14 protein-coding genes, 1 tRNA gene and 1 riboswitch are annotated in these 21,120 nt (G+C 73.5%); of the genes, 8 read left to right on the top strand and 7 right to left on the bottom strand.

Translation table 11 applies throughout. The features are described from left to right. The first annotated feature begins 188 nt into the window (after positions 1–188). The 4 genes from AB0J57_RS11460 to AB0J57_RS11445 all read left to right on the top strand — a co-directional run bounded on the left by AB0J57_RS11460 (position 189) and on the right by AB0J57_RS11445 (position 4,520). Positions 189–1,577: a cytochrome P450 gene (locus AB0J57_RS11460; RefSeq protein WP_366127850.1), complete on the top strand. Its 1,389-nt coding sequence runs from the start codon at positions 189–191 to the stop codon at positions 1,575–1,577. 38 nt (positions 1,578–1,615) lie between these two features. After that, a tRNA-Met gene (locus AB0J57_RS11455) sits at positions 1,616–1,689 on the top strand. 170 nt (positions 1,690–1,859) lie between these two features. Further along, positions 1,860–3,002, top strand: coding sequence for a PP2C family protein-serine/threonine phosphatase (locus AB0J57_RS11450; protein ID WP_366127849.1), 1,143 nt, complete (start codon positions 1,860–1,862; stop codon positions 3,000–3,002). Positions 3,003–3,268: 266 nt separating this feature from the next. Beyond that, positions 3,269–3,402, top strand: a riboswitch (cyclic di-AMP (ydaO/yuaA leader). Positions 3,403–3,455: 53 nt separating this feature from the next. After that, positions 3,456–4,520: a M23 family metallopeptidase gene (locus AB0J57_RS11445; protein ID WP_366128493.1), complete on the top strand. Its 1,065-nt coding sequence runs from the start codon at positions 3,456–3,458 to the stop codon at positions 4,518–4,520. A gap of 100 nt (positions 4,521–4,620) precedes the next feature. Here the strand turns inward: AB0J57_RS11445 and AB0J57_RS11440 are convergent, their stop codons facing one another. From AB0J57_RS11440 to AB0J57_RS11425, 4 genes are all read right to left on the bottom strand, one after another. Further along, positions 4,621–5,946: a PrsW family intramembrane metalloprotease gene (locus tag AB0J57_RS11440; protein WP_366127848.1), complete on the bottom strand. Its 1,326-nt coding sequence runs from the start codon at positions 5,944–5,946 to the stop codon at positions 4,621–4,623. Between the two features lie 71 nt (positions 5,947–6,017). Continuing rightward, positions 6,018–6,782 carry a tRNA (guanosine(46)-N7)-methyltransferase TrmB gene (gene trmB / locus AB0J57_RS11435; protein WP_366127847.1) on the bottom strand — a complete coding sequence of 255 codons (765 nt, stop codon included), beginning with the start codon at positions 6,780–6,782 and terminating at the stop codon, positions 6,018–6,020. A gap of 128 nt (positions 6,783–6,910) precedes the next feature. Beyond that, positions 6,911–8,143, bottom strand: a complete 1,233-nt coding sequence (lhgO, locus tag AB0J57_RS11430) for an L-2-hydroxyglutarate oxidase (RefSeq protein ID WP_366127846.1) — start codon at positions 8,141–8,143, stop codon at positions 6,911–6,913. A 61-nt stretch (positions 8,144–8,204) separates the two neighbouring features. Further along, on the bottom strand, positions 8,205–9,641 hold the full coding sequence (locus tag AB0J57_RS11425; protein ID WP_366127845.1) for an MFS transporter: 1,437 nt from the start codon (positions 9,639–9,641) through the stop codon (positions 8,205–8,207). A 651-nt stretch (positions 9,642–10,292) separates the two neighbouring features. On the opposite strand from AB0J57_RS11425, the gene AB0J57_RS11420 reads away from it, so the two are divergent. Beyond that, a complete protein-coding gene (locus tag AB0J57_RS11420) occupies positions 10,293–12,389 on the top strand; it encodes an asparagine synthase-related protein (RefSeq protein WP_366127844.1) in 2,097 nt (698 codons plus the stop codon). 23 nt (positions 12,390–12,412) lie between these two features. Here AB0J57_RS11420 and AB0J57_RS11415 read toward each other — a convergent pair whose 3' ends face one another. Together AB0J57_RS11415 and AB0J57_RS11410 are read right to left on the bottom strand one after the other, a co-directional pair. Further along, positions 12,413–14,317, bottom strand: a complete 1,905-nt coding sequence (locus AB0J57_RS11415) for a sigma-70 family RNA polymerase sigma factor (protein ID WP_366127843.1) — start codon at positions 14,315–14,317, stop codon at positions 12,413–12,415. A gap of 162 nt (positions 14,318–14,479) precedes the next feature. Further along, complete coding sequence (locus AB0J57_RS11410; protein WP_366127842.1) at positions 14,480–15,319, bottom strand: helix-turn-helix domain-containing protein; 840 nt, start codon at positions 15,317–15,319, stop codon at positions 14,480–14,482. 350 nt (positions 15,320–15,669) lie between these two features. Here AB0J57_RS11410 and AB0J57_RS11405 point away from each other — a divergent pair, with 350 nt between their 5' ends. Together AB0J57_RS11405 and AB0J57_RS11400 are read left to right on the top strand one after the other, a co-directional pair. After that, positions 15,670–17,073, top strand: coding sequence for an NAD(P)/FAD-dependent oxidoreductase (locus tag AB0J57_RS11405; protein WP_366127841.1), 1,404 nt, complete (start codon positions 15,670–15,672; stop codon positions 17,071–17,073). 149 nt (positions 17,074–17,222) lie between these two features. After that, positions 17,223–18,875 (top strand): SpoIIE family protein phosphatase, encoded by a 1,653-nt coding sequence (locus tag AB0J57_RS11400; RefSeq protein ID WP_366127840.1) that lies wholly within the window; start codon positions 17,223–17,225, stop codon positions 18,873–18,875. Here the strand turns inward: AB0J57_RS11400 and AB0J57_RS11395 are convergent. Further along, a complete protein-coding gene (locus AB0J57_RS11395) occupies positions 18,872–20,131 on the bottom strand; it encodes an MFS transporter (protein WP_366128492.1) in 1,260 nt (419 codons plus the stop codon). The genes AB0J57_RS11400 and AB0J57_RS11395 overlap by 4 nt on opposite strands. Positions 20,132–20,273: 142 nt before the next feature. On the opposite strand from AB0J57_RS11395, the gene AB0J57_RS11390 reads away from it, so the two are divergent. Beyond that, the gene (locus AB0J57_RS11390; protein WP_366127839.1) at positions 20,274–20,813 is read left to right on the top strand and encodes a MarR family transcriptional regulator; all 540 of its coding nucleotides are present in this window, start codon (positions 20,274–20,276) and stop codon (positions 20,811–20,813) included. Positions 20,814–21,120 lie beyond the last annotated feature (307 nt).

Below are 21,120 nucleotides of genomic sequence, written 5' to 3'. Positions count from 1 at the left end.
GCGCCGCACCTGTACTTCGCCGGCTACACCAACCCCCTCACCGGCGGGCTGCACCAGGCGGGCATCGAGGCGCGGGACATCACCCGCGCCATCCTCCGCGAGGCCGGCCCCGCACCGGTCCCCTCACCACGCGTGGGCGACCCCGCCGCCGGAGAGGTGTACGGAGAGGTGTACGGAGGCCCTCTTCGGTGAGCCCGCGGACCCGTTCCGTTCCCGTCGCCCCGGGTGCGCTTCCCGGAGTGGGCCACGCCTGGGCGCTGTTGCGCAGCCCGCTGGATTTCGTCGGCTCGCTGCCCGAGCACGGGGATCTGGTGGAGGTCCGCCTCGGGCCGTTCCGTACGTACGTGCCGTGCCATCCGGAACTGCTGTGGCAGGTCCTCACCGATGACCGGACGTTCGACAAGGACGGCGCCTTGTACGTCAAGGTGCGGGCTGTGGCGGGTAACGCGCTGCCGCTGTGCGCCCGACGGGACCACCGCCGACAGCGCCGGCTGATCCAGCCGGCCTTCCACCGCGACCGCATCGAGCAGTTCAGTACGGTCATGGTGGACGAGATCACGGCGCTGACCTCTCGCTGGTCGGACGGTCAGGTCGTCGACATCTTCTCCGACCTGTTCGACATGGCGGTGCGGACCGTCTGCCGCACGTTGTTCTCGACCAGCCCCACCCCGGCCGCCGCGCGGGAGTTCCGGCGGGCTCTCGCGGTGGGGCTGCGGGGCTTCCTTCCCGGCTTCCTGCTCCCTCCCCGCCTCGAACGGCTGCCCTTGCCGCTCATCCGGCATCCGCGACTGATGCGGGGGCTCCTCGACGCCCGTGACCTCCTCCTGGCTGCCCCGCGCCGTCCTGAGGACGCGGGCGACGACCTGATCGCCACCCTCACGTCCACCGGCCCGGACGGCTGCCGTGCCATGACCGCCCAGGAAATCCACGAGCAGATCGTTCCGATGATCAGCGCGGGCGCCGACACCGCGACATCAGCGCTCTCCTGGGCCCGGTACCTCCTCGCGCAGCACCCCGAGGCCGAGCGGCGACTCCACGCGGAGGTCGACACCGAACTGGGCCACGGGCCCGCACGGTGGGGCGACTTGGACCGCCTGCCCTACACCACCCGGGTCCTCACCGAGACCCTGCGGCTCTACCCGCCCGCCTGGGTGATGCCCCGGGTGACCACCGCCCCGGCCCGCCTGGGCCGCGCCGACCTGCCGGTGGGCGCCTCGGTCCTGTTCTGCAGCGCCGCCGTCCACCGCCACCCGGATGTCTACGCCCACCCCCACACCTTCGACCCCGACCGCTGGCTGCCGCACCGGGCCCGGGCACTGCCCCGCGGCGCGTTCGTACCCTTCGGCGCCGGGCCACGCAAGTGCATCGGCGACCATTACGGCACGGTCGAGGCGACCCTGGCACTCGCCACCATCGCGCGCCGCTGGCAACTGGGTGTCCATCCCCGAGCCGATCCCCGCCCCGCCGCGCTGGGCACTGTCCTGACCCCGCGCCGCCTCCTGATGCGCGTCCACGCGAGGGGTGGGGTGAATGCCCACAGAAACGTCCCCACACGGCCCACCAGGGATATTGGTTAGGGATCGTGCGCCGGATGGCGTAAGGTGGTGTTCACCGACGCGGGGTGGAGCAGCTCGGTAGCTCGCTGGGCTCATAACCCAGAGGTCGCAGGTTCAAATCCTGTCCCCGCTACTGATGACGAAGGCCCGGTGCATTGCGCACCGGGCCTTCGTCGTGTTCGCGTTCCGGGACGGTGTCGCTCGGTCGGCGGACGGCGGGTCGCCGCGCGGCGCGGCTCCGGGGAGCCTGGGTGGGGCGCGGTACCGTCCGCAGCCGTGGGCGGAGCGGGCAGGAGGCCAGTGGTGGGGCAGCGAGGCCGGGACGGTGGCGACGGGCGCGGGGGTGCCCGGCGGTTCGCCCGTGCGTTGCCGGCGCTGCTGATCGTGGGGGGTGTGGTGTACGACGTGTCGACCCCGCCGCGCTTCACCGCCGTACCGCTGTTCGCCGCCGCCCCGCTGGTCGCGGCGCCGCTGTTCGCCGCCCGGACGACGCTGCTGTCGGGGCTGTGCGCGGTGCTGGCGGTGCTGTTCCTGCACCTGGGCAACGGCACCCTGGACGAGGTGCAGGCGCCGACCGAGATCCTCACCGTGGCGGTGGTCGCGGCGCTCGCGCTGCTGATCAACCGCGTGGTGCGGCGCAGTGGGGAGCGGCTCGCCTCGGCGCGGGTGATCGCCGAGACCGCGCAGCGGGCCGTGCTGCCGACGCCGGCCGAGCGGATCGGGGGGTTGCAGGTGGCGGCGCGGTACGAGGCGGCGCAGGCGGACGCGTTCATCGGGGGTGACCTCTTCGCCGTGCAGGACACGCCGTACGGGGTGCGGCTGGTGGTCGGGGACGTGCGGGGCAAGGGCATGGGCGCGGTCGAGGCGGTGGCGGTGGTCATCGGGGCGTTCCGGGAGGCGGCCGAGCAGGAGAGCTCGCTGGAGGGTGTGGCGCAGCGGCTGGAGCGGGCGCTGGCGCGGGAGGGGACGCGGCGGGACGGGCTGGACGCCTTCGAGGGGTTCACCACGGCGGTGCTGGCGGAGGTGCCGCGCGGGGAGGCCGTGGTGCGGGTGGTGGACCGGGGGCACCCGGAGCCGCTGATGCTGTACGCGGACGGGCGCGCCGAGCTGCTGGAGCCGGCCGAGCCCGCGCTGCCGCTGGGCATGTCGGACCTGGGGACGTGGCCGGACCGGGCGTACGAGGTGCCGTATCCGGCGGGGGCGACGCTGCTGTTCTACACGGACGGGCTGTCCGAGGCCCGGGACGCGGACGGGGTCTTCTACGATCCGGTCGCGCGGCTGTCGGGGCGGCTCTTCCCGGGGCCCGACGCGATGCTGGACGCGCTTGTGAGCGACGTACGGCGGCATACGGGTGGCGGGGCGACGGACGACCTGGCGCTGCTGGCGGTCACCCGGCCGGCGGAGGGGCAGCCGGAGCGGCGCAGGACGATGCCGGTCGTGCCGTAGCGGCGTCCACCGCGCCAGCGACTGTCGGCACGGTGCGTAGTCGATGCGTGTCACTCCGCATAACATATGACACACCGTCAGTACTACTGTGGCCGGCGAACCTTTCTGATGTGCGGTCAACTCGCCCCGTTGTGCCCGATTGTGGGCCGGTAGATCCCGGGGCCGTCCAGTTAATGATCAGTAGGAACGGCTTGGAATCCGGAGCCCGCGTCTATTAACGTTCGATAACGCAGCGCGGTCGTCCCAGCCGTCGCAAGAGACGGCACCGTGCGCGTGCGCCGAATCCCGTGAGGGAACCGGGGAACCACCTTTTGGGGTGAATCGGGCTGAACCAGGCCCGTAGGAGACCTTCCTGCTCCGAACCCGTCAGCTAACCCGGTAGGCGAGAAGGAAGGAAAGGAGTGCGCCTCCGTGGCGTCCAACAGGCCTGCCCCCGAAGCTCCGTACGGCTCGATCGCCTCGTTCAACACTTCGGGTGTCCCGGACGCCGCCCCCGTAAACGGGCAGTGGGAGGAATGGAACCCCACCGAGGAGACCGTCCGCCCCGTCCGCGGCCGGCACCGCATCGCCAAGCAGCGCGGCGGCCTCGCCCGTAGCTCCACCGTCCTCGGCGTCGGCGTGATCGCGGCGGTCGGCGCGGGTGGCATGGCCACCGCGCAGGACAAGCCCGCGGTCTCCATATCCCTGCCCGACGTCGTCACGGACAACCTGCCCGACGCCGAGTCCCTGCCCGGCATCGGCTCCCTGATGTCCGACGACTCGGACTCCGGGGACTCCGGCGAGGCGGGCACCACGGACAGCGGGCCGCTCACCGCCGCGTCCCTCACCGGCTCGGCCGACGCCACCGCGCAGCAGAGGAGCGGCGCCGACGCGGGTGAGGCCCTGCGCGCCCGCATCCTCCAGCAGGCCGAGCAGCAGCAGGCGTCCGCCGACGCGGAGGCGAAGGCCGCGGCCGAGGCGGCCGCCGCCGAGCAGGCCGCCGCGGAGGCGAAGGCCCAGCAGACCGCCGCCGAGGAGCTGGCCGCCAAGCAGGCCGCCGAGGAGAAGGCGAAGGCCGAGGCCGAGGCCGCCGCCAAGGCGAAGGCCGCCGAGGAGGAGCGGCTGGCCAAGCTCGCCGGGAGCTGGTCCCTGCCGACCTCCTCGTACACCATCACCTCCACCTACGGCCAGGCCGGCAACATGTGGTCCTCCGGCTACCACACCGGCCTCGACCTGGCCGCGCCCACGGGCACGCCCGCCAAGGCCGTCCACGGCGGCACCATCAAGTCGGCCGGATGGTCCGGCTCGTACGGCTACCGCATCGTCCTGGAGCTGGAGGACGGTACCGAGGTCTGGTACTGCCACCTGTCGTCCATGACGGTCGGCGCCGGGCAGACGGTCGCCACCGGCGAGACCATCGGACGCGTCGGCGCCACCGGCAACGTGACCGGGCCGCACCTGCACCTGGAGGTGCACACGCCGGGCGGCGACGGGATCGACCCGCTGGCGTGGCTGCGCGGCAAGGGCCTCACCGTCTGAGCACCCGCTCCTCGAACCTCGTACCCCTCGTGCGCCTCGTACTCCGGCGGCTCTGGCGGCACACCCCCCGACGCCAGGGCTGCCGGGCCTAGGCCGTTTCCTAGTACCGGTACGGGTTGTAGCCGCCGTAGTTCAGATGCGGGGGCGGCGTCCACACCCGGCCGGTGGCCTGCGCCGCGTACGTCAGCGCGGGCCCGGCTATCTCCTTGCGCTGCCACAGGTGGTGCAGCAGCTCCTGCTCGCGCGCGATGAAGTCGTGGCCGACCACGCCCCGGCGGGCCCGGTGGCGAAGGAACGCCAGCGACGTCGCGAACGCCTCGTACTCGCCGACCGCGCGCGCCGCCGCCGGGCCGAAGCAGCGCGCCGCGTACCCACGGGCCAGACCCCGCGCCCGCATCGAGGACAGCGCCAGCGGCTCGGCCGGGCTGAGCCAGCCCGCCGCGGCGTACGCCGGGAGCTCGCCCGATATCGTGCGCAGCTCGCGCTGGCGCGACCAGACCGCCAGCCACGTCAGCAGCCCGAACGCGGGCACCATGAACGCCCCGTACACGGCGTAGAACCCCCACGGCCCGAGCGCCGCCGAGCCGTTCCACAGCGCGTGCATGCCCATCGCCAGGGCCAGCCCGAGCACCGGCAGCGCGATGCGGCGGACCTTCTTGCGGCGCGCGGTGATCGCGGCGATGCCGAAACCGATGCCGGTGAGCACGGTGAACAGCGGGTGCGCGAACGGCGACATCACGATCCGTACGAAGAAGGTCGCGGCCGTGACGGACGCCAGCCCCGACGTCCCGATCTGCTGGTCCTCCCCGAAGGCGTTGCCGAGGTACAGGATGTTCTCGGTGAAGGCGAAGCCCGTCGCGGTGAACCCGGCGATGACGACGCCGTCCACGATCCCGGTGAAGTCCCGTCTGCGGAAGACGAAGATGAGCAGCACGGCGGCGGCCTTCGCGCTCTCCTCCACGATCGGCGCTATGACGGTGGCACCGAGGGTGTCCGCGGACGACGGGTCGGCGGTGGCGGTGGCTATCCAGCGCGTCGCGAAGGTGTTGGCGACGATCGCGACCAGCGCGGCGGCGCACGCCCCCCACGCGAACGAGAACAGCAGGTTCTTCCACGGGCCCGGCTCGACCCGGTCCAGCCAGCGGAACGCGGCCATCAGGAGCGGGACCGGCAGCACGGCGAGGCCGAGCCCCACCAGGAAGCCCTGCGTGCCGGTCTGCTCCCGCACCAGCGCGAGGATCACCAGCCCGCACAGGGCGAGCACGATGACGACCGCGGAGGCCCGCACCGCCTTGCTGCGCCAGAAGGCGCGGCGGGGCTTGTAGCGCCAGCGGGCCCGCTCCGGCACGGCGTCGAACGACGGCTGTGGTTCATACGCCGGGACGGCCGGATACGGCGACTGGGCTTGCGCAGACGAGTAGGACACGTGATCGACCCTAACGACCGCCACTGACACTCCGCGACGGCTTTGCTACGGACGCACGGCCGCGTCCGGGGTCACACCCGCTTGAACAGCAGGTCGTGCACCACGTGGCCCTTGTCCAGGCCCTGCCCCTCGAAGCGGGTGAGCGGCCGGAAGGCGGGCCGGGGCGCGTAGCCGCCGCCGGGCACGGTGTTGGCGAAGTCCGGGTGCGCGGTCAGCACGTCCAGCATCTGCTCGGCGTACGGCTCCCAGTCCGTGGCGCAGTGCAGGACGGCCCCGGGCTTCATCCGGGCGGCCACCAGGCTGAGGAACTCGGGCTGGATCAGCCGGCGCTTGTGGTGCCGCTTCTTGGGCCAGGGGTCGGGGAAGTACACGCGTACGCCGTCGAGGGCGGCGGGCGGCAGCATCTCCCGCAGCAGGATGATCGCGTCGCCGTTCGCCACGCGTACGTTGGTCAGGCCGGCCTTCTCGGCGAGCGCGAGGAGGTTGCCCTGGCCGGGCGTGTGCACGTCGACCGCGAGGATGCCGGTCGACGGGTCGTCGGCGGCCATCTGCGCGGTGGCCTCGCCCATCCCGAACCCGATCTCCAGCACGACCGGCAGGCCGCCGAACATCTCGCCCAGGTCGAGGGTGCGCTGCCCGTCGATGTCCAGTCCCCACACGCCCCACAGCCGCCGCAGTGCGTCGCCCTGCCCGGGCGTGACACGGCTGCGCCGGGGCTGGAAGCTGCGGATCCGCCGCTCGAAATGCGACCCGGCGGGGTCGGGCGCGGGCCCCTCGGGGAATCGGGGCTCGCCCTTGGGGCGGCGGTGCAGGGCGGTTTCACGGGACTCAGACACAATGCCCAAAGTCTACGGCGCCCCCTGAGCGGCCCAGGTCGTAGTGGCCCAGGTCGTAGTGGCACAGACCACAGCGGCCCGGACCACAGCGGCCCGGGTCACAGCCGCCCGGGCCACAGCCGCCCGGGTCACAGATGCGCCAGCGCCCGGCGGGCGATCTCCCGCCCGATCGGGAGGGACGCCGTGGCCGCCGGGGACGGGGCGTTCAGCACGTGGACCGTCCGGCGGGCCTCGCGGATCAGGAAGTCGTCGACCAGCGTGCCGTCCCGCAGCACGGCCTGCGCCCGGACGCCCGCCGGGGCGCGGCGCAGGTCCTCGGGGGTCACCGCCGGGAGCAGGCGCCGTACCGCCTCCGTGAACGCCCGCTTCGAGGCCGACCGGTGCAGCTCACCGGCCCCGTAGCGCCAGTGGCGGCGGGCGATCCGCCAGGAGCCGGGCCAGGCCAGCGTCCCGGCCAGCTCGCCGGGCCGGACGACCGACCAGCCGTACCCCTCGCGGCTCAGCGCGGGCACCGCGTTCGGCCCGACGTGGACGCCCCCGTCGATGCCCCGCGTCAGGTGCACGCCCAGGAAGGGGAACGCCGGGTCCGGCACCGGATACACCAGGCCCCGCACCAGCTCGGGCCGGCCCAGCTCGTAGTACTCGCCCCGGAACGGCACGATCCGCATGCCCGGGTCGTCGCCCGCCAGGCGCGCCACGCGGTCGCAGTGCAGCCCCGCGCAGTTCACCAGCACCCGGCCCCTGAGGACCGTCCCGTCCGCCGTCCGCACGGCGACGCCCCAGGGGCGGCGGTCCACGGCGGTGACCTCCGCCCCGTACCGGATCTCCGCGCCGGACGCCTCCGCGAGCTGCGCCGCCACCGCCCCGTAGTCGCACACCCCGGTCGTGCCGACGTGGATCGCGGCCAGGCCCCGCACCTCGGGCTCGTACTCGGTGATCTGTGCCGGGCCCAGCTCACGGACCGGAATGCCGTTCTCCCGGCCGCGCTGGACCAGCGCGTGCAGCCGGGGCAGCTCGGCCCGCTCGGTGGCCACGATCAGCTTCCCCGTGACCTCGTACGGCAGGCCGTACTCGGCGCAGAACTTCACCATCTCCGCGGCGCCCCGCACCGCGTACCGCGCCTTGAGCGAGCCCGGCCGGTAGTAGATCCCGCTGTGGATCACCCCGCTGTTGCGCCCGGTCTGGTGCCGCGCCGGGCCCTGCTCCTTCTCCAGCACGACCACCCGCGTGCCCGGGGCGGCACGCGTGATCGCGTACGCCGTCGACAGCCCGACGATCCCGCCGCCGATCACGAGCACGTCGCAGTCGAAACGGTCGAAGCCCTTACTGCCGGAACTGCCGTACGCGGACACCTGTGCCACCTCCCACCCCAGATAGTGCACTGGCCCACTGACAATGCGCGCAAACCTGGGGAGGTGAAGGTCACGCCGGAGTCATCAGCAGCGGGCGCGCCCGCTCCCGCAGCTCCGCCACCCGGGGCTCGTCCCCGTACGGCTCCAGCCGGTGCAGCAGGTCCCGTACGTACTCGGTGGTACGCGCCGATGAGATCCGCCCGGCCACCTCCACCGCGCGCGTGCCGGCCGCGCAGGCCGCGTCCAGGTTGCCCGACTCCAGTTCGGCGACGGCGCTCACGACCAGCCGTAAACCGTGCGACCGGACGTACTCCTCCGTCGGCCGCGACAGGGCCTGCTCCGTGAAGCGGCGCACCTGGCGCGGCGCCTTGAGGTCCCGGTAGCACTCCGCCGCGTCCGCGCAGAACCGGTCGTACGAGTAGAAGCCCAGCCAGGACGGGTCCGCGTCGCCCTCCCGCGACCGCTCCAGCCACCCCTCGGCGGCCCGCAGCGCCGCCCCGGCGGAGGCGCCGTCGCCCGCCTTGGCGTGCGCCCGTGCCTCCACCAGCCGGAAGAAGGACATGGTCCGCGCGGTGGCCAGGCCACGGTTGCGCTCCAGCGCCGCCTGCGCCAGGTCGACGCCCTCGTCGGCGAAGCCCCGGTAGGTGGCCTGGAGCGACATCGACGCCAGCACGTACCCGCCCAGCGGCACGTCGGCGGCCGCGCGCGCGAGCCGCAGCGCCTGGATGTAGTAGCGCTGGGCGGCCTCCTGCTGGCCCGTGTCGAAGGCCATCCAGCCCGCCAGCCGGGTCAGCTCGGCGGTCGCCCCGAACAGCGCCCGGCCGACCTCGTCCGAGTAAGAGCCCAGCAGCAGCGGCGCCGCGTCCACCCGCAGGCACTCGGGCACCATCGACGAACGCCAGTCCCCGCCGCCGTACTTGGAGTCCCAGCGCCGCGCGTCCTCCGCCGCCTCCCGCAGCTTCGCCACGTCGCTGTGCCCCACCCGGACCGCGCCGCCCTCGTCGGCGCCGCCCTCGGGCGTGGCCGCCACCGACCGTTCCACCGACGAGTCGGCGGGGGTTATCAGCCACCGGGACGCGGGCGTCGCGTACGCGCTGACCGCGAAGGACCCGGCCAGGGACTGCCAGATCCCGCCGCCGCCCGCCCGCCGCCCGGCCAGGTCAAGCCGGTACAGGTCGGTCGCCGACTTCACCGCCTCACCCACGTCGCGCGGGAAGGCCAGCCCCACCTCGGGCGCGGGGTCCGCGTCGGCGAGGCCGATCTCGTGCAGCGGGACCGGACGGCCCAGCTTCTGCCCGATCGCGGCCGCGATCAGGTGCGGTGCGGCGCCCTGCGGCACCATGCCCTTCGACACCCACCTGGCCACCGACGTCTTGTCGTACCGAAGGGTCAGACCGCGCTGCGCTCCGAGGTCGTTGACCCGCCGGGCCAGGCCGGCGTTGCTGATTCCCGCGAGGGCGAGAACGGTGCCGAGCTTCTCGTTCGGCCCGCGTTGCTCCCTGGACATGCGCCACCCCTCGACCCACAGACGGCCGCCACGACGCCAGGCATAGGCGCGCGGCATTCGTAAACCCAGCGTAGTTCGCCGCATCCCCACCGTTAAGGGGCGGTGTTCCGTATGGCGAGATGTTGTGCGTTCGTCCGGCCGCGCGGGAGGGCCCGTACGTGGACGCGCCCGGCCGCCGTGCTCTCGTCGTGCCCTCGTCGTGCTCCGGGTGTGTGGCCGTGCGCCCGCCCGTGCGCTCTGGCCGCTGCCGCGGGGGAGCGCTTCCATGGGTGCTGCGTGGGTCGGCCCGCTGTACTGGAAGCAGCGGGCTGGGGGACACCGCCGCCTCAATCCCCGCGGGTGGCGGACCGGTCCGGGAGGCGGACAGCGCCTCCCGGACTGAGGTTTGTGAGTAGGTGTGTAAACAAATGTACGGTTAGGGCTGGCCCGGAGATTGGCTGAATGATGCCCATCTGACGCCCATCCGACGCCCGTCTGATGCCCATGGTCCGGCGGGGCGAAAACCTTCCCCCATACCGTTACCAAGTGGCCAATGCCAGGGGCGCGTTCCCATTTCACGGGGCGCGGCCCGTAGCCACTCCTGTGCGCCGTTGTCGTGGCAGCATGTCTCCATCAAGAGTGCTGAGTTGTCCACAGGCTGTGGAGGCGGCGATGCGGTGGCTGGTGGGGTGGAGCAGTATCGCCGCGAGCTTCGGTACGGCCGGGGCCGTCGGGACCGATGACGAGAACGCCACCGTGCACCCCGTCGGCGCCCAACTCCTGTGGGGCGACCCCGATCCGCTGTGGGCGGTCGGCGACTGGCGCCCCGACGAGGTGCGCGTCGTCACCGTCGACCCTTTCACCCGCCTCGCCGTACTGGGCTGTTGCGCGGCGAGCGACGACCAACTGAGGGTGGGGCTGTTCGCCGCGCGCGGCGGCGCCATGCGCCACCTCACGGCCTGGCCGGGCAGCTACACCGCCGTCGTCCAGGTCGGCCGACGCATCATCGTCACCGGTGACCTGGCGGGCGCGCGGCCCGTCTTCCACACCCCGTGGGCGAACGGCACGGCGTACGCCACCGCAGCCCTGCCCCTCGCCGACCTCATCGAGGCCCAGCTCGACATCGGCCACCTGGCCGCCCTGCTCGCCTGCCCCGAAACCCCGGAGGCGCTGCGCGACTCCACCCCGTACGCCGGCGTCAAACGCGTCCCGCCCGGCCACGCGCTCGTGCTGCGCGAGGGCTCGCGCGAGATCACCGGGTACGAACCGGTCGCCTCGCTCGCCGTCGCCGCGCCCCAGATCGACCCCGACCGGGCCGTGGACGGCGTACGGGACGCCCTGGTCGAAGCCGTACGGGCACGCCTCACCGCGCCCCGGCACGCCCCCGAGACGCTGCCGCCCGACCCCGGGCCCGTCCCCGGCATGGGCCCCGCCGAACGGCGCGCCGCCCGCGGGGCGCCCGCCCCCGGCATCGGCGCCGACCTGTCCGGCGGCAGCGCGTCCGGCACGCTGGCCCTGCTCGCGGCGGGCCTGCCCGGCGTACCCGGCACGATCCTCGGACACGGCACGGGCGCGGGCGAACGGCTGCTCGCCGTCACCTTCAACGACCTGGCCACCGGCGGGCGGGACGCCGAGGCGGAACGCGCCCGCGCCCGCGCGATCGCCGAGAACCCGCGCCTGCACCACGTCGTCGTGGCCGCCTCCGAGGAGGCGCTCCCGTACGCCGAACTGGAGGGCCCCCTCACCGACGAACCGGGGCCCTCCCTGGTGACCGCCGAACGGCACCGGCGGCGCCTCGCGGCGGGCAGCGCCGACCATTTCACCGGGCACGGCGCACGGCAGGTGCTCGACGCCCACCCCGCGCGCCTGGCCGACCTCCTGATGGACCGCAGACGCCGGCACCTGCTGCGGCCCGTCACCGCCCTCGCCAAGGCCACGGGCCCGTCCGCCGGTTCGCTGCTCGTCCCGCTCACCGTCTACCGGGCGGCCCGCAAGCTGGCCCGTACGCCCTACCGCGCAGGGCTGGAATCGGCCGCCGACCGGCTCCTGGAGGCCAACCGGTCGGCGCCCGCCGCGAACGGCCCGCTTTCCGCCTCCCTCGCCGCCCTCGCCTGGGCCCGGCCCGGTCCCGCCGCGCGCTGGCTGACCGGCGAGGCCCTCGCTGAAGTATCGGTTCGCCTCAACCAGGCGGCCACCAGGCCCACTTCGGTCCAGCGCCCGGGCGAGGCACGCGCGCGTGCCGCCCTCGCCCGGTACGCCGCCGACCACCGCATCCTGGAGCAGGCCGCCGAGGTCCGCAGCCAGCGCCTCCACTCGCCCTTTCTGGACAACCAGGTCGTACGTGCCTGCCGCGACCTGCCCGAATCGCTGCGCGTCCAGCCCGGAGCCCGCGCCGCGATCCTGCGCACCGTCCTCGCGGGCGCGGGCATCCACGACCTGCCGCCCGGCTGGGGCGCCACCTCACACGCCCCGGCGGCCGCCGCCAACCGCGCGGGCCTGCGCGCCGCGCTGCCGCAGCTCATGGCCCTCTTCGACGCGCCGCTCCTCGCCGACGCCGGCCTGATCGAGGCCCGCGTCGTCCGCAAGGCGCTGCGCGCCGCCACCGAGGGCGAGCCGGTCCCCGTGGACGGGCTGGCCGACCTGGTCTCCACGGAGCTGTGGCTGCGCCGCCTCCTGGCCCGCCGGGGCACCTGCTGGACGGGCACGGCGGCACCGCGCCGGCGCGCCGTGGCGGCGGGGGTGCCCCCGCGCCCCACGCTCCGGTCGTAGCCCGTCGGGCCGCCGGACACTCCCTAGCCGCAGATGATCCGCGACTCCGCCCAGTCGGCGGGCGCCACGGAGCTCAGCGGCGTGGCCGGGTCCGGTTCGACGACCAGGCGGATGGTCTTCCGTCCGGAGATGCCCACGTGCAGCGGCACGGCCGCGTCGCCGCCGCGCAGCACCGGCGACCGCCAGAGCCGGGCCCCGTCCCCGTACACGGAGAAGCGCACCGCGCCCATCCCCAGCGCCATGTCGTCCACGCCGGCGAACGCCTCGTAGGCCGAGCACCGGCGGTTGAGGTCGATGGTGAGCGACGACCGGGCGTGCACGGTCACACCGTGCCCGTACCGCTTGCCGCCGATCGACATGCCCCAGCGCTGCCACATCCAGCTCGACGCCCCGAGCCGGACCTCGGGCCCGGTGTGGTCGCCGTAGAGGCTGTAGTCGAGCCGGTTGACCTGGTAGACGGTGGGCGGGGGCGGCGGTGCGGGAGGCTTCGGCGCCGGTGCCGTCGGGCTCGGCGGCGGTGGGGTGGGCGTGGGTGTGGGCGTCGGCTTCGGGGTCGGCTTCGGCTTCGGGGCGGCGGGCGCCGGCGGAGCGGGGGCGGGCGTGGGGTCGGCGGACGGTGTCGGTTTCGCCGGGGCCGGCGCGGGAACGGCCGGTTCCGGCGTGGGCGGCGGCGTCGGCCTGCTGGGGGCCGGGGCAGGCGGCGGTACGACGGGCTCGGCGGCGGGCGGGCGTGCCTCCGGTGCGGGCGTGGGCGCCGGGCTTCCGGAAAGGGCCCACACCACGCCCGCTACGGCGGTGACGGCCACCGACACCGCGATGCCCGCCTTCGCCGGGGCACCGAGTCCTTCGGCCGCGGCTCCGCCGGCGGCCCCGCCCGACGCCCCGGACGCCGCGCCTCCGGAGCCGCTCGCCGCGGCCGCCGCACCGGCACCGGCGCCCGCCGCTCCCGCGGCCCCACCGGCTACCAGCCCGGCGGCCTTCAGCGAGTACCCGGCCGCGAACCAGCCGATGACGGCGACCGGCAGCAGCGCGGGGATCCCGGCGTTGACCTGCTCCAGCTCACCCACCGCCAGCCGGCACCGGGCGCACTCCTCCAGGTGCTTGCGAAGGCCCCGCTCGGCCCGCATCCGCAACCCGCCCCGGGCGTAGGCGCCCAGCCGGTCCGCATGGCGCGCGCAGTCGCCGCCGGCGGTGAGCGACCGGCTCACATGCGCCTGCAAGTACGCCTGCTTCAGCCCCTCACGGGCCCGGCTGGCCAGCACCGCCGTGGCGTTGGCGGTCAGCCCGAACAGCGGCGCCACCTCGCTCGGCGACTCCTCCTCGACCGTGGTGTGCCACAGCACGGCCTGCCACCGCTCGGGCAGCGAGCGGAAGGCCCGCACGGCGAGCGACTGCTCGGCCTCGTGCATCGCCCGCACGTCGGCGCCCAGTTCCAGCGTGTCGGCGTCGGACATCTCCGAGGCGCGCACCGCCTGCGCGGCGAACACCGCGAAGTCCTCGACGAGCTGCTCGCGCCTGGACGTCTTCGTCCACGCGGCGGCCACGCGCCGGACCGTCGTCAGCAGGTACGCGCGCACGGCCTGTTCGGGCCCCGCGCCGCCGCGCACGGCCTGGAGCGTCCGCGCGAACACCTCCGCCGTCAGGTCGTCCGCGGTGTGCGCGTCCCGGCAGCACGTGCGGGCGTAGCGCCGTACCGCCCCCGAGTGCCGGACGAACAGCTCCTCGTAGGCGGTGTCGTCACCGTCCCGCATCCGCTGGACCAGCTCGGCGTCCGACGGCGGCAGCTCGATGGGCGGCGGCAGTACGGAGTCGTCGCCGCCACTCTCGCGCCCCTCGCGCCGCCCGCCCTGGCTCGGCACCTTCGGCGAGGCCGCACCGTCGGCCGATGCCCCGCTCCCGAGCGGCTCACCGCGACCGTCACCGCTCATCGCGGAAGCCCCCGTACCCCTGCTCAGACCCGGACACCGGGCAAGAGTGCCACAGAGCACGGCCCTTGTCGGGGCGAGAGCGCGTCAACCACTCATCCGGGGAAACCACCCGAACGCCGGCCCGAACCGTTCCCCGCCCCGCCACTCACGCCGGTCGGGACCTCACGCCGGTCGGGACCGGAGCCCCTCCAGCAGGATGTCCAGGAGCCGTGCCGACGCCGCGCTCTGCTGGGCCGCGTCCGGCAGCGAGGGCGCCGCCGTGGCGATGACCAGCAGCACGTCCGCCACCGTCACGTCCGCCCGCAGCTCACCCGCCTCCCGGGCCCGGTCGACGAGCTGCCCCACGACCTCCAGCAGCTCCGACGCGCCCGCGTCGTCCAGCTCGGCCGCCACCGTCGCGCGCGTGGGAACCACCCGCAGCTCCGGCTGCCCCGCCACCGCGGGCACGGCCGACACCGCCGAAGCACCACGCTGCTGCGGCACCCGCGCCTCGTCCGCCTGCCCGGCGCCCACCGCACCGGCCCCGGCCGCGCCCGGCTCGTCCACGCCCACGCGCAGCACGTGCGGCGGCAGCAGACGCCCCGCGCCCGAGGCCACCGACGTCCGCAGGAACCGGGAGAGCGCCGACCACGGCTCGTCCTCCTGGCCCAGAGCCGTACGCGCCTGCTCGGTGAGCCGGGAGGTCTCCTCCTCGGCTATGCGCCGCACCAGCACGTCCTTGCTCGGGAACCGCCGGTAGACCGTGCCGACCCCGACCCGCGCCCGGCGCGCCACGTCCTCCATCGGCGCCCCGTACCCGAGCTCGCCGAACACCTCCCGAGCGGCGCGCAGCACGTGCTCGAGGTTCCGCTGCGCGTCCACCCGCAGTGGTGCCGTACGGCTCGACGGCCCGCCGACCCCGACCCTGCCGTTCATCCCTCCGCCGAGCCCCTCCGCGGACGAAGACGACGAAGTGGACGCCGACGCGACAGCGGTCGACCAACGGGAATCCTGAATATGCATGAATGTTCCCCCGGTAATGATGTGTCTCCCCCCGGAGACTCCCCCACCCTGACAACCGGGGCCCGGACCGCGCGCTCAGGTCATGCGCAGCGTCCCGACTCCCCGACGACATACGAACATAGTTGAGTCGAGGTCAATTCAGAAGGGGCAGTTCCGACCGGTGCGCCCCCCGATCGGAGCAAGGACCGGAACACTCCCGATTCTGCCCCCTCCCGCCACCCCCCTCCCACCCCCTGACCTGGGCACCTTCCCCCACACGCACCTCCCGCGCCACCCCAGGCCCCGCACGGCCTCCGGTCACACAATTTGCCGGGCCTGTGGACAAACCCCGAAGCCCGTTGCGTCATGGGATGGTGACCGAACCTGTGCGCATTCTCGTTGTCGGCGGTGGCTACGTCGGGATGTACACCGCCCTGCACCTCCAACGGCACCTCAAGGCCGAGCTGAGAAGCGGCACGGCCGAGATCACCGTGGTCACACCCGACCCGTACATGACGTACCAGCCCTTCCTCCCCGAGGCGGCGGCCGGCAACATCTCGCCCCGGCACGTCGTGGTGCCGCTGCGGCGGGTCCTCGACAAGTGCAGGATCGTCATCGGCGAGGCCAAGGCCGTCGACCACGCCAAGCGCACGGCGACCATCACCACCCTCGCCACCGAGGAGGAGGGCGCCGGACCGGTCCAGCTCTCCTACGACGAACTGGTCATCGCGCCCGGCTCCATCTCCCGCACCCTCCCGGTCCCGGGCCTGGCCGACTACGGCATCGGGTTCAAGACCGTCGAGGAGGCCATCGGGCTGCGCAACCACGTCATCGAGCAGATGGACATCGCCTCCTCCACCCGCGACCCCGCCATCCGCGACGCCGCCCTCACCTTCGTCTTCGTCGGCGGCGGATTCGCCGGCGTCGAGGCCCTCGGCGAGCTGGAGGACATGGCCCGCTACACCGCGCGGTACTACCACAACATCAAGCCGCAGGACCTGAAATGGGTGCTCGTCGAGGCGAGCGACCGCATCCTGCCCGAGGTCGGCGAGGAGATGGGCAGGTACGCGGTGCGCGAGCTGCGCGCCCGCAACATCGACGTACGCCTCGAAACGCGCCTGGAGTCGTGCGAGGACCGGGTCGCCGTCCTCAGTGACGGCAGCCGTTTCCCCACCCGTACGGTCGTGTGGACCGCCGGGGTGAAACCCGCACCCGTCCTCGCCAACACCGACCTGCCCCTCACCGAGCGCGGCCGCCTCAAGTGCACCGCCCGCCTCGGCGTCGAGGGCGTCGAACACGCCTGGTCCGCCGGGGACGCCGCCGCCGTCCCGGACATCACCGCCGACGAGCCCGGCCGGGAATGCGCACCCAACGCCCAGCACGCCGTGCGCCAGACCAAGGTCCTCGCCGAGAACCTCGTCGCCTCCCTCCAGGGCCGGCCGCTCAAGGACTACGCTCACAAGTACGCGGGGTCCGTCGCCTCCCTCGGCCTGCACAAGGGCGTCGCCCACGTCTACGGCCGCAAACTCAAGGGCTACCCCGCCTGGTTCATGCACCGCGCGTACCACCTCAGCCGCGTGCCCACCTTCAACCGCAAGGCGCGCGTCCTGGCCGAGTGGACCCTCGCGGGCCTGTTCAAACGGGAAATCGTCTCCCTCGGCTCCCTGGAGCATCCGCGCGCCGAATTCGAACTCGCCGCCGGACCCCCGCCGCCCGAACCCGATGACGAGGCGTCGAAAGGTGGAACCGCGGACGGCGGAGCGAAGTCCGACTGACGGCACCGCTGACGAGGCCGAGTTCCGACAGACGCCTCTTGTCAGTGCGGTCGGTCACACTGGACGTGTGACCATAGGTGGGCTCACACCTGCACAGAGTGACTCAGCACGGCAACGCACGGCAACGACACCATGAGGCATACAGATCCGTGAACTTCACGCGTTGGAGCGCCCGGCTCCCCGGTACGCAGCGCCGCGCCGCCGCGCGCGGCACCGGCCATGGGGTCTCGCCGGCGCAGCGGGGGGACTCCGTACCCGCGGCGCGAGGTGAGTCCGACCAGCAGTTGGAGCCCCTGCCCGACGACGTCCCCGCCGCGGAGGACTTCTCCGTACGGGAGATCCTCGGCCGTCTCCCCGGCCTCGTCGCCCTCACCTACGGCACCGACCACCGCGTCGCGTACGTCAACGACGCCTACGCCACCGCCTTCGGCCCCCGACCGCCCGGCGCGCCCGTCGCCGCCGCCTGCCCCGAGCTCGCCGAACTGGGCCTGCTGCCGCTCATGGACCAGGTGCTGCGCAGCGGAAAGCCCCGTACGGTCAAATCCCGCCGCACGCACGCGGGGGGCTCGTACACGGTCACCTGCCTGCCCGTCGACACGCGCGGCGGCGCCGAATCCGGCGTCCTCGTCCACGCCGCCGACGTCACCGACCACGCCGAGGCCGCCGAGCGGCTGCGCGCCAGCGAGCGCCGCCACCGCGAGACCGCCGTCACGCTGCAACGCTCGCTGCTGCCCCAGGAGTTGGAGCAGCCCGACGACCTCCGCGTCGCCGCCACGTACCAGCCGGGCGGCACGGACGCGGCGGTCGGCGGCGACTGGTACGACGTCATCACCCTCGGCGCCGGCCGCACCGCCCTCGTCATCGGCGACGTCATGGGCCGAGGCGTCCGGGCGGCGGCCGTCATGGGACAACTGCGCACCGCCGTACGGGCCTACGCCCGGCTCGACCTGCCGCCCCACGAGGTGCTCCAGCTCCTCGACGGCCTGGCCGCCGAGATCGACGCCAGCCAGATCGCCACGTGCGTCTACGCCGTCCACGACCCCAACGAGGGCCGCCTCGTCTACGCCTCCGCCGGGCACCTCCCGATCCTCGTCAGGGACGAGGACGGCAGCGTGCGCCGTGCCGAGGAGCCGACCGGCCCCCCGCTCGGCACCGGCGGCTGGCTGCACACCTCCGGGACCATCGCCCTCCCGCCCGGCTCCACCGCCGTCCTCTACACGGACGGCCTGGTCGAGCGGCGCCGGGAGGACATCGACGAAGGCGTCGCCGCCCTGGAGCGTGCCCTGTCCGGCGCCACCGGCAGCCCCCAGGTGGTCTGCGACCGGCTGCTGCGCTCCCTGGGCGTCACCGCGGAGCACGACGACGACGTCGCCGTCCTGGTCCTCCAGCACCCTTCCCGCACCGGGGCGGACGCGGAGCTGTTCCACAACGCCGCCCTCGACCTGCTCGGCGGCGTCGAAGCGGCTCCACGCGCGCGTGCCTTCGCCTCCGGCGTCCTGTCGAGCTGGCGCTTCCCGGTCGAGCTGCGTGACCTGGGAGTCCTGGCGACCAGCGAGCTGGTGGCCAACTCCCTCCAGCACGGCACACCGCCCATGCGCCTCAGACTCCGCCGCACCGACCGGCGCCTGATCATCGAGGTGACGGACGGCGACGACCACCTGCCGCGCCGCCGCCGCGCCGAAACGGAGGACGAGGCGGGTCGCGGCATCTCGATCATCGCCACGATCGCCTCGTCCTGGGGCAGCCGCCGCACACCCGGGGGCGGCAAGGCCGTCTGGTGCGAGTTCGCCCTGCCGGGTTAGGCGGCCGCCTCGACCGGCTGCTCCGGCTTGTGCTGGGCGACCACCCGCGACTTCGCCACGAGGTACGGGTGGTCCTGCGCCGGCGTCAGTTGCCTGCCCAGCCGCAGGGCCAGCACGGTGATGCCCAGCGAGAAGAGCACGAAGGTGATGATGTACGGCCCGTGCAGCGCGGCCCCCATGGGCCCGCCCACGGCCGGCCCGACCGCCAGCGCGAGCTGCTTGACCAGGGCGAACGCCGAGTTGTACTGCCCGACCATCGAATCCGGCGCCAGGTCGGCCACCAGCGGCGCCACGGTCGGCGACAGCATCGCCTCACCCAGGCCGAACAGCCCGTAGGTCGCGATGAACGCCGCCGTCGCCATCGCCTGGCTGCCGTGCCCGAGCCCGGCGTACCCCGCGAACAGCCACGCCACGGTCCAGATCAGGCCCACCCACGCGATCACCCGCGTCCGCCGGCGCCGCTCCACGAACCGCAGCACCAGGAACTGGGCGACCACGATGACCGCCGTATTCGCCGCCAAGGCCATCCCCAGCACCGACGGCTCGATCCCGGCGGCCTCCGTGCCGTACGCCGCGAGGCCCGACTCGAACTGCCCGTAGCAGGCGAAGAACAGCACGAAGCCCAGCACACAGAGCTGCACCATCGCCCGGTGCCCGAGCAGCGCCCGCAGCCCGCCCCGGCTCTCCGGCCGCGCGTCGGTGATCGACGGCGTACGCGGCATCCTCACGGTCGCGGCGATCCCCGCCAGCACCAGGAACATCGCGGCCTCGATCGAGAAGAGCAGCAGGAAGCTGCCCGGCCGGCTCTCATCGACGAGCTGCCCGCCGATCAGACCGCCGATGCCGAGCCCAAGGTTCTGGAGGAAGAACTGCACGGCGAACGCGCGGGTGCGCGTCGACGTGGACGAGCACCAGACGATCATCGTGGCGAGCGCCGGCTGCATCACGGCCGTGCCGGCCCCGAGCAGCGCCGCCGCACCCACGACGGCCGCGACGCCTGACGCGAGCCCCATGGCCAGGGCCCCGACGGCGGCCAGCAGAGAGGCCCCCACCAGCACGGGCAGAGGCCCCCGGCGGTCGATCGCCCGCCCGGTGAAGGGGAGGACCACCAGAGCGGCCATGGCGAAGACCGCCAGCACGGCCCCCGCCGCACCGGCGCCCAGGTCCCGCACCTGAGCCACATACACATAGAGATACGGAACGGTGAACCCGAGCCCGAACGCGCTCAGCACGTTCCCTGCCTGGATCCGGCGCATCGCTGCGCCCATCGCCTTGGTCACACTCACCTACTTCGACTCTGTAGGACTCAGTCCTGAAGACTTCAACACTAAAGTTCGATGCTTAACTGTACACATTGAAGGACTTCAACGCCAACGAGTGCCGTGGGATACTCCCCGCATGTCCGACACGCAGGAACCGAGCCTCGACGAGCAGATCGCCGCCTATCAGCGCGAGTTCCGCGACCTCGACCCCCAGGTCGAGAAGGTGGTCTCGGCCCTGGGCCGGCTGAACCGCCGCATGAACGTCGCGTACGGCCGCCAGGTCGCCGAGCTCGGCATCAGCAGCGCCGAGTGGGAGGTCCTCAAGCACCTCGTCCTCTCCGGTGCGCCCTACCGCCTCGGCCCCGGCGACCTCGCCAAGCGCCTCGGCCTCACCCCGGCGGCCATGACCCACCGCATCGACCGCATGGCCGCCGACGGCCTGGTCACCCGCGACCGGGACGAGAACAACCGGGTGCGGGTCATCGTGGAGCTGACGGACGAGGGCCGCGCCAAGTGGCTGGAGGCGATGCGCATGGCCACCGCCTTCGAGGAGGACCTGCTCCAGGACCTGTCGCCGGAGGAGCGCGGGGCACTGGGCGAGATGCTGATCCGCCTGCTCCGCCGCGTGGAGCACGCCCAGCCGGACGCGGGTGGCCGGCTCAAGGACCTCGACTAGCCCGACTCGGGGCCGGGTTGACACCGCTCCCCCCGATGCGTAAAGTTCTTCGGGTTGCCGCGGAGCCGTAACGGTTCTGCGACAGCCGATCCCGCCGCGAACGCGGCAACCAAACTCAGCACGAACTCCCGACCGGGACATATTTCGGCATGCCGAAATTCGTTTCGAAGGCTCGATTATGAGCCGCCCGGGAAATCCGCTAGAGTTTGAAACGTCGGAACGGCCCAACAGCCGGAAAGACAACCCCCTCTGACTGGGAATCAGGCCCGAAAGGATCTGATAGAGTCGGAACCGCCGGAAAGGGAAA

This window comes from Streptomyces sp. NPDC049837 (genome assembly GCF_040674455.1).
Lineage (GTDB): Bacteria > Actinomycetota > Actinomycetes > Streptomycetales > Streptomycetaceae > Streptomyces.
This window is presented reverse-complemented; position numbering and strand designations above follow the sequence as displayed.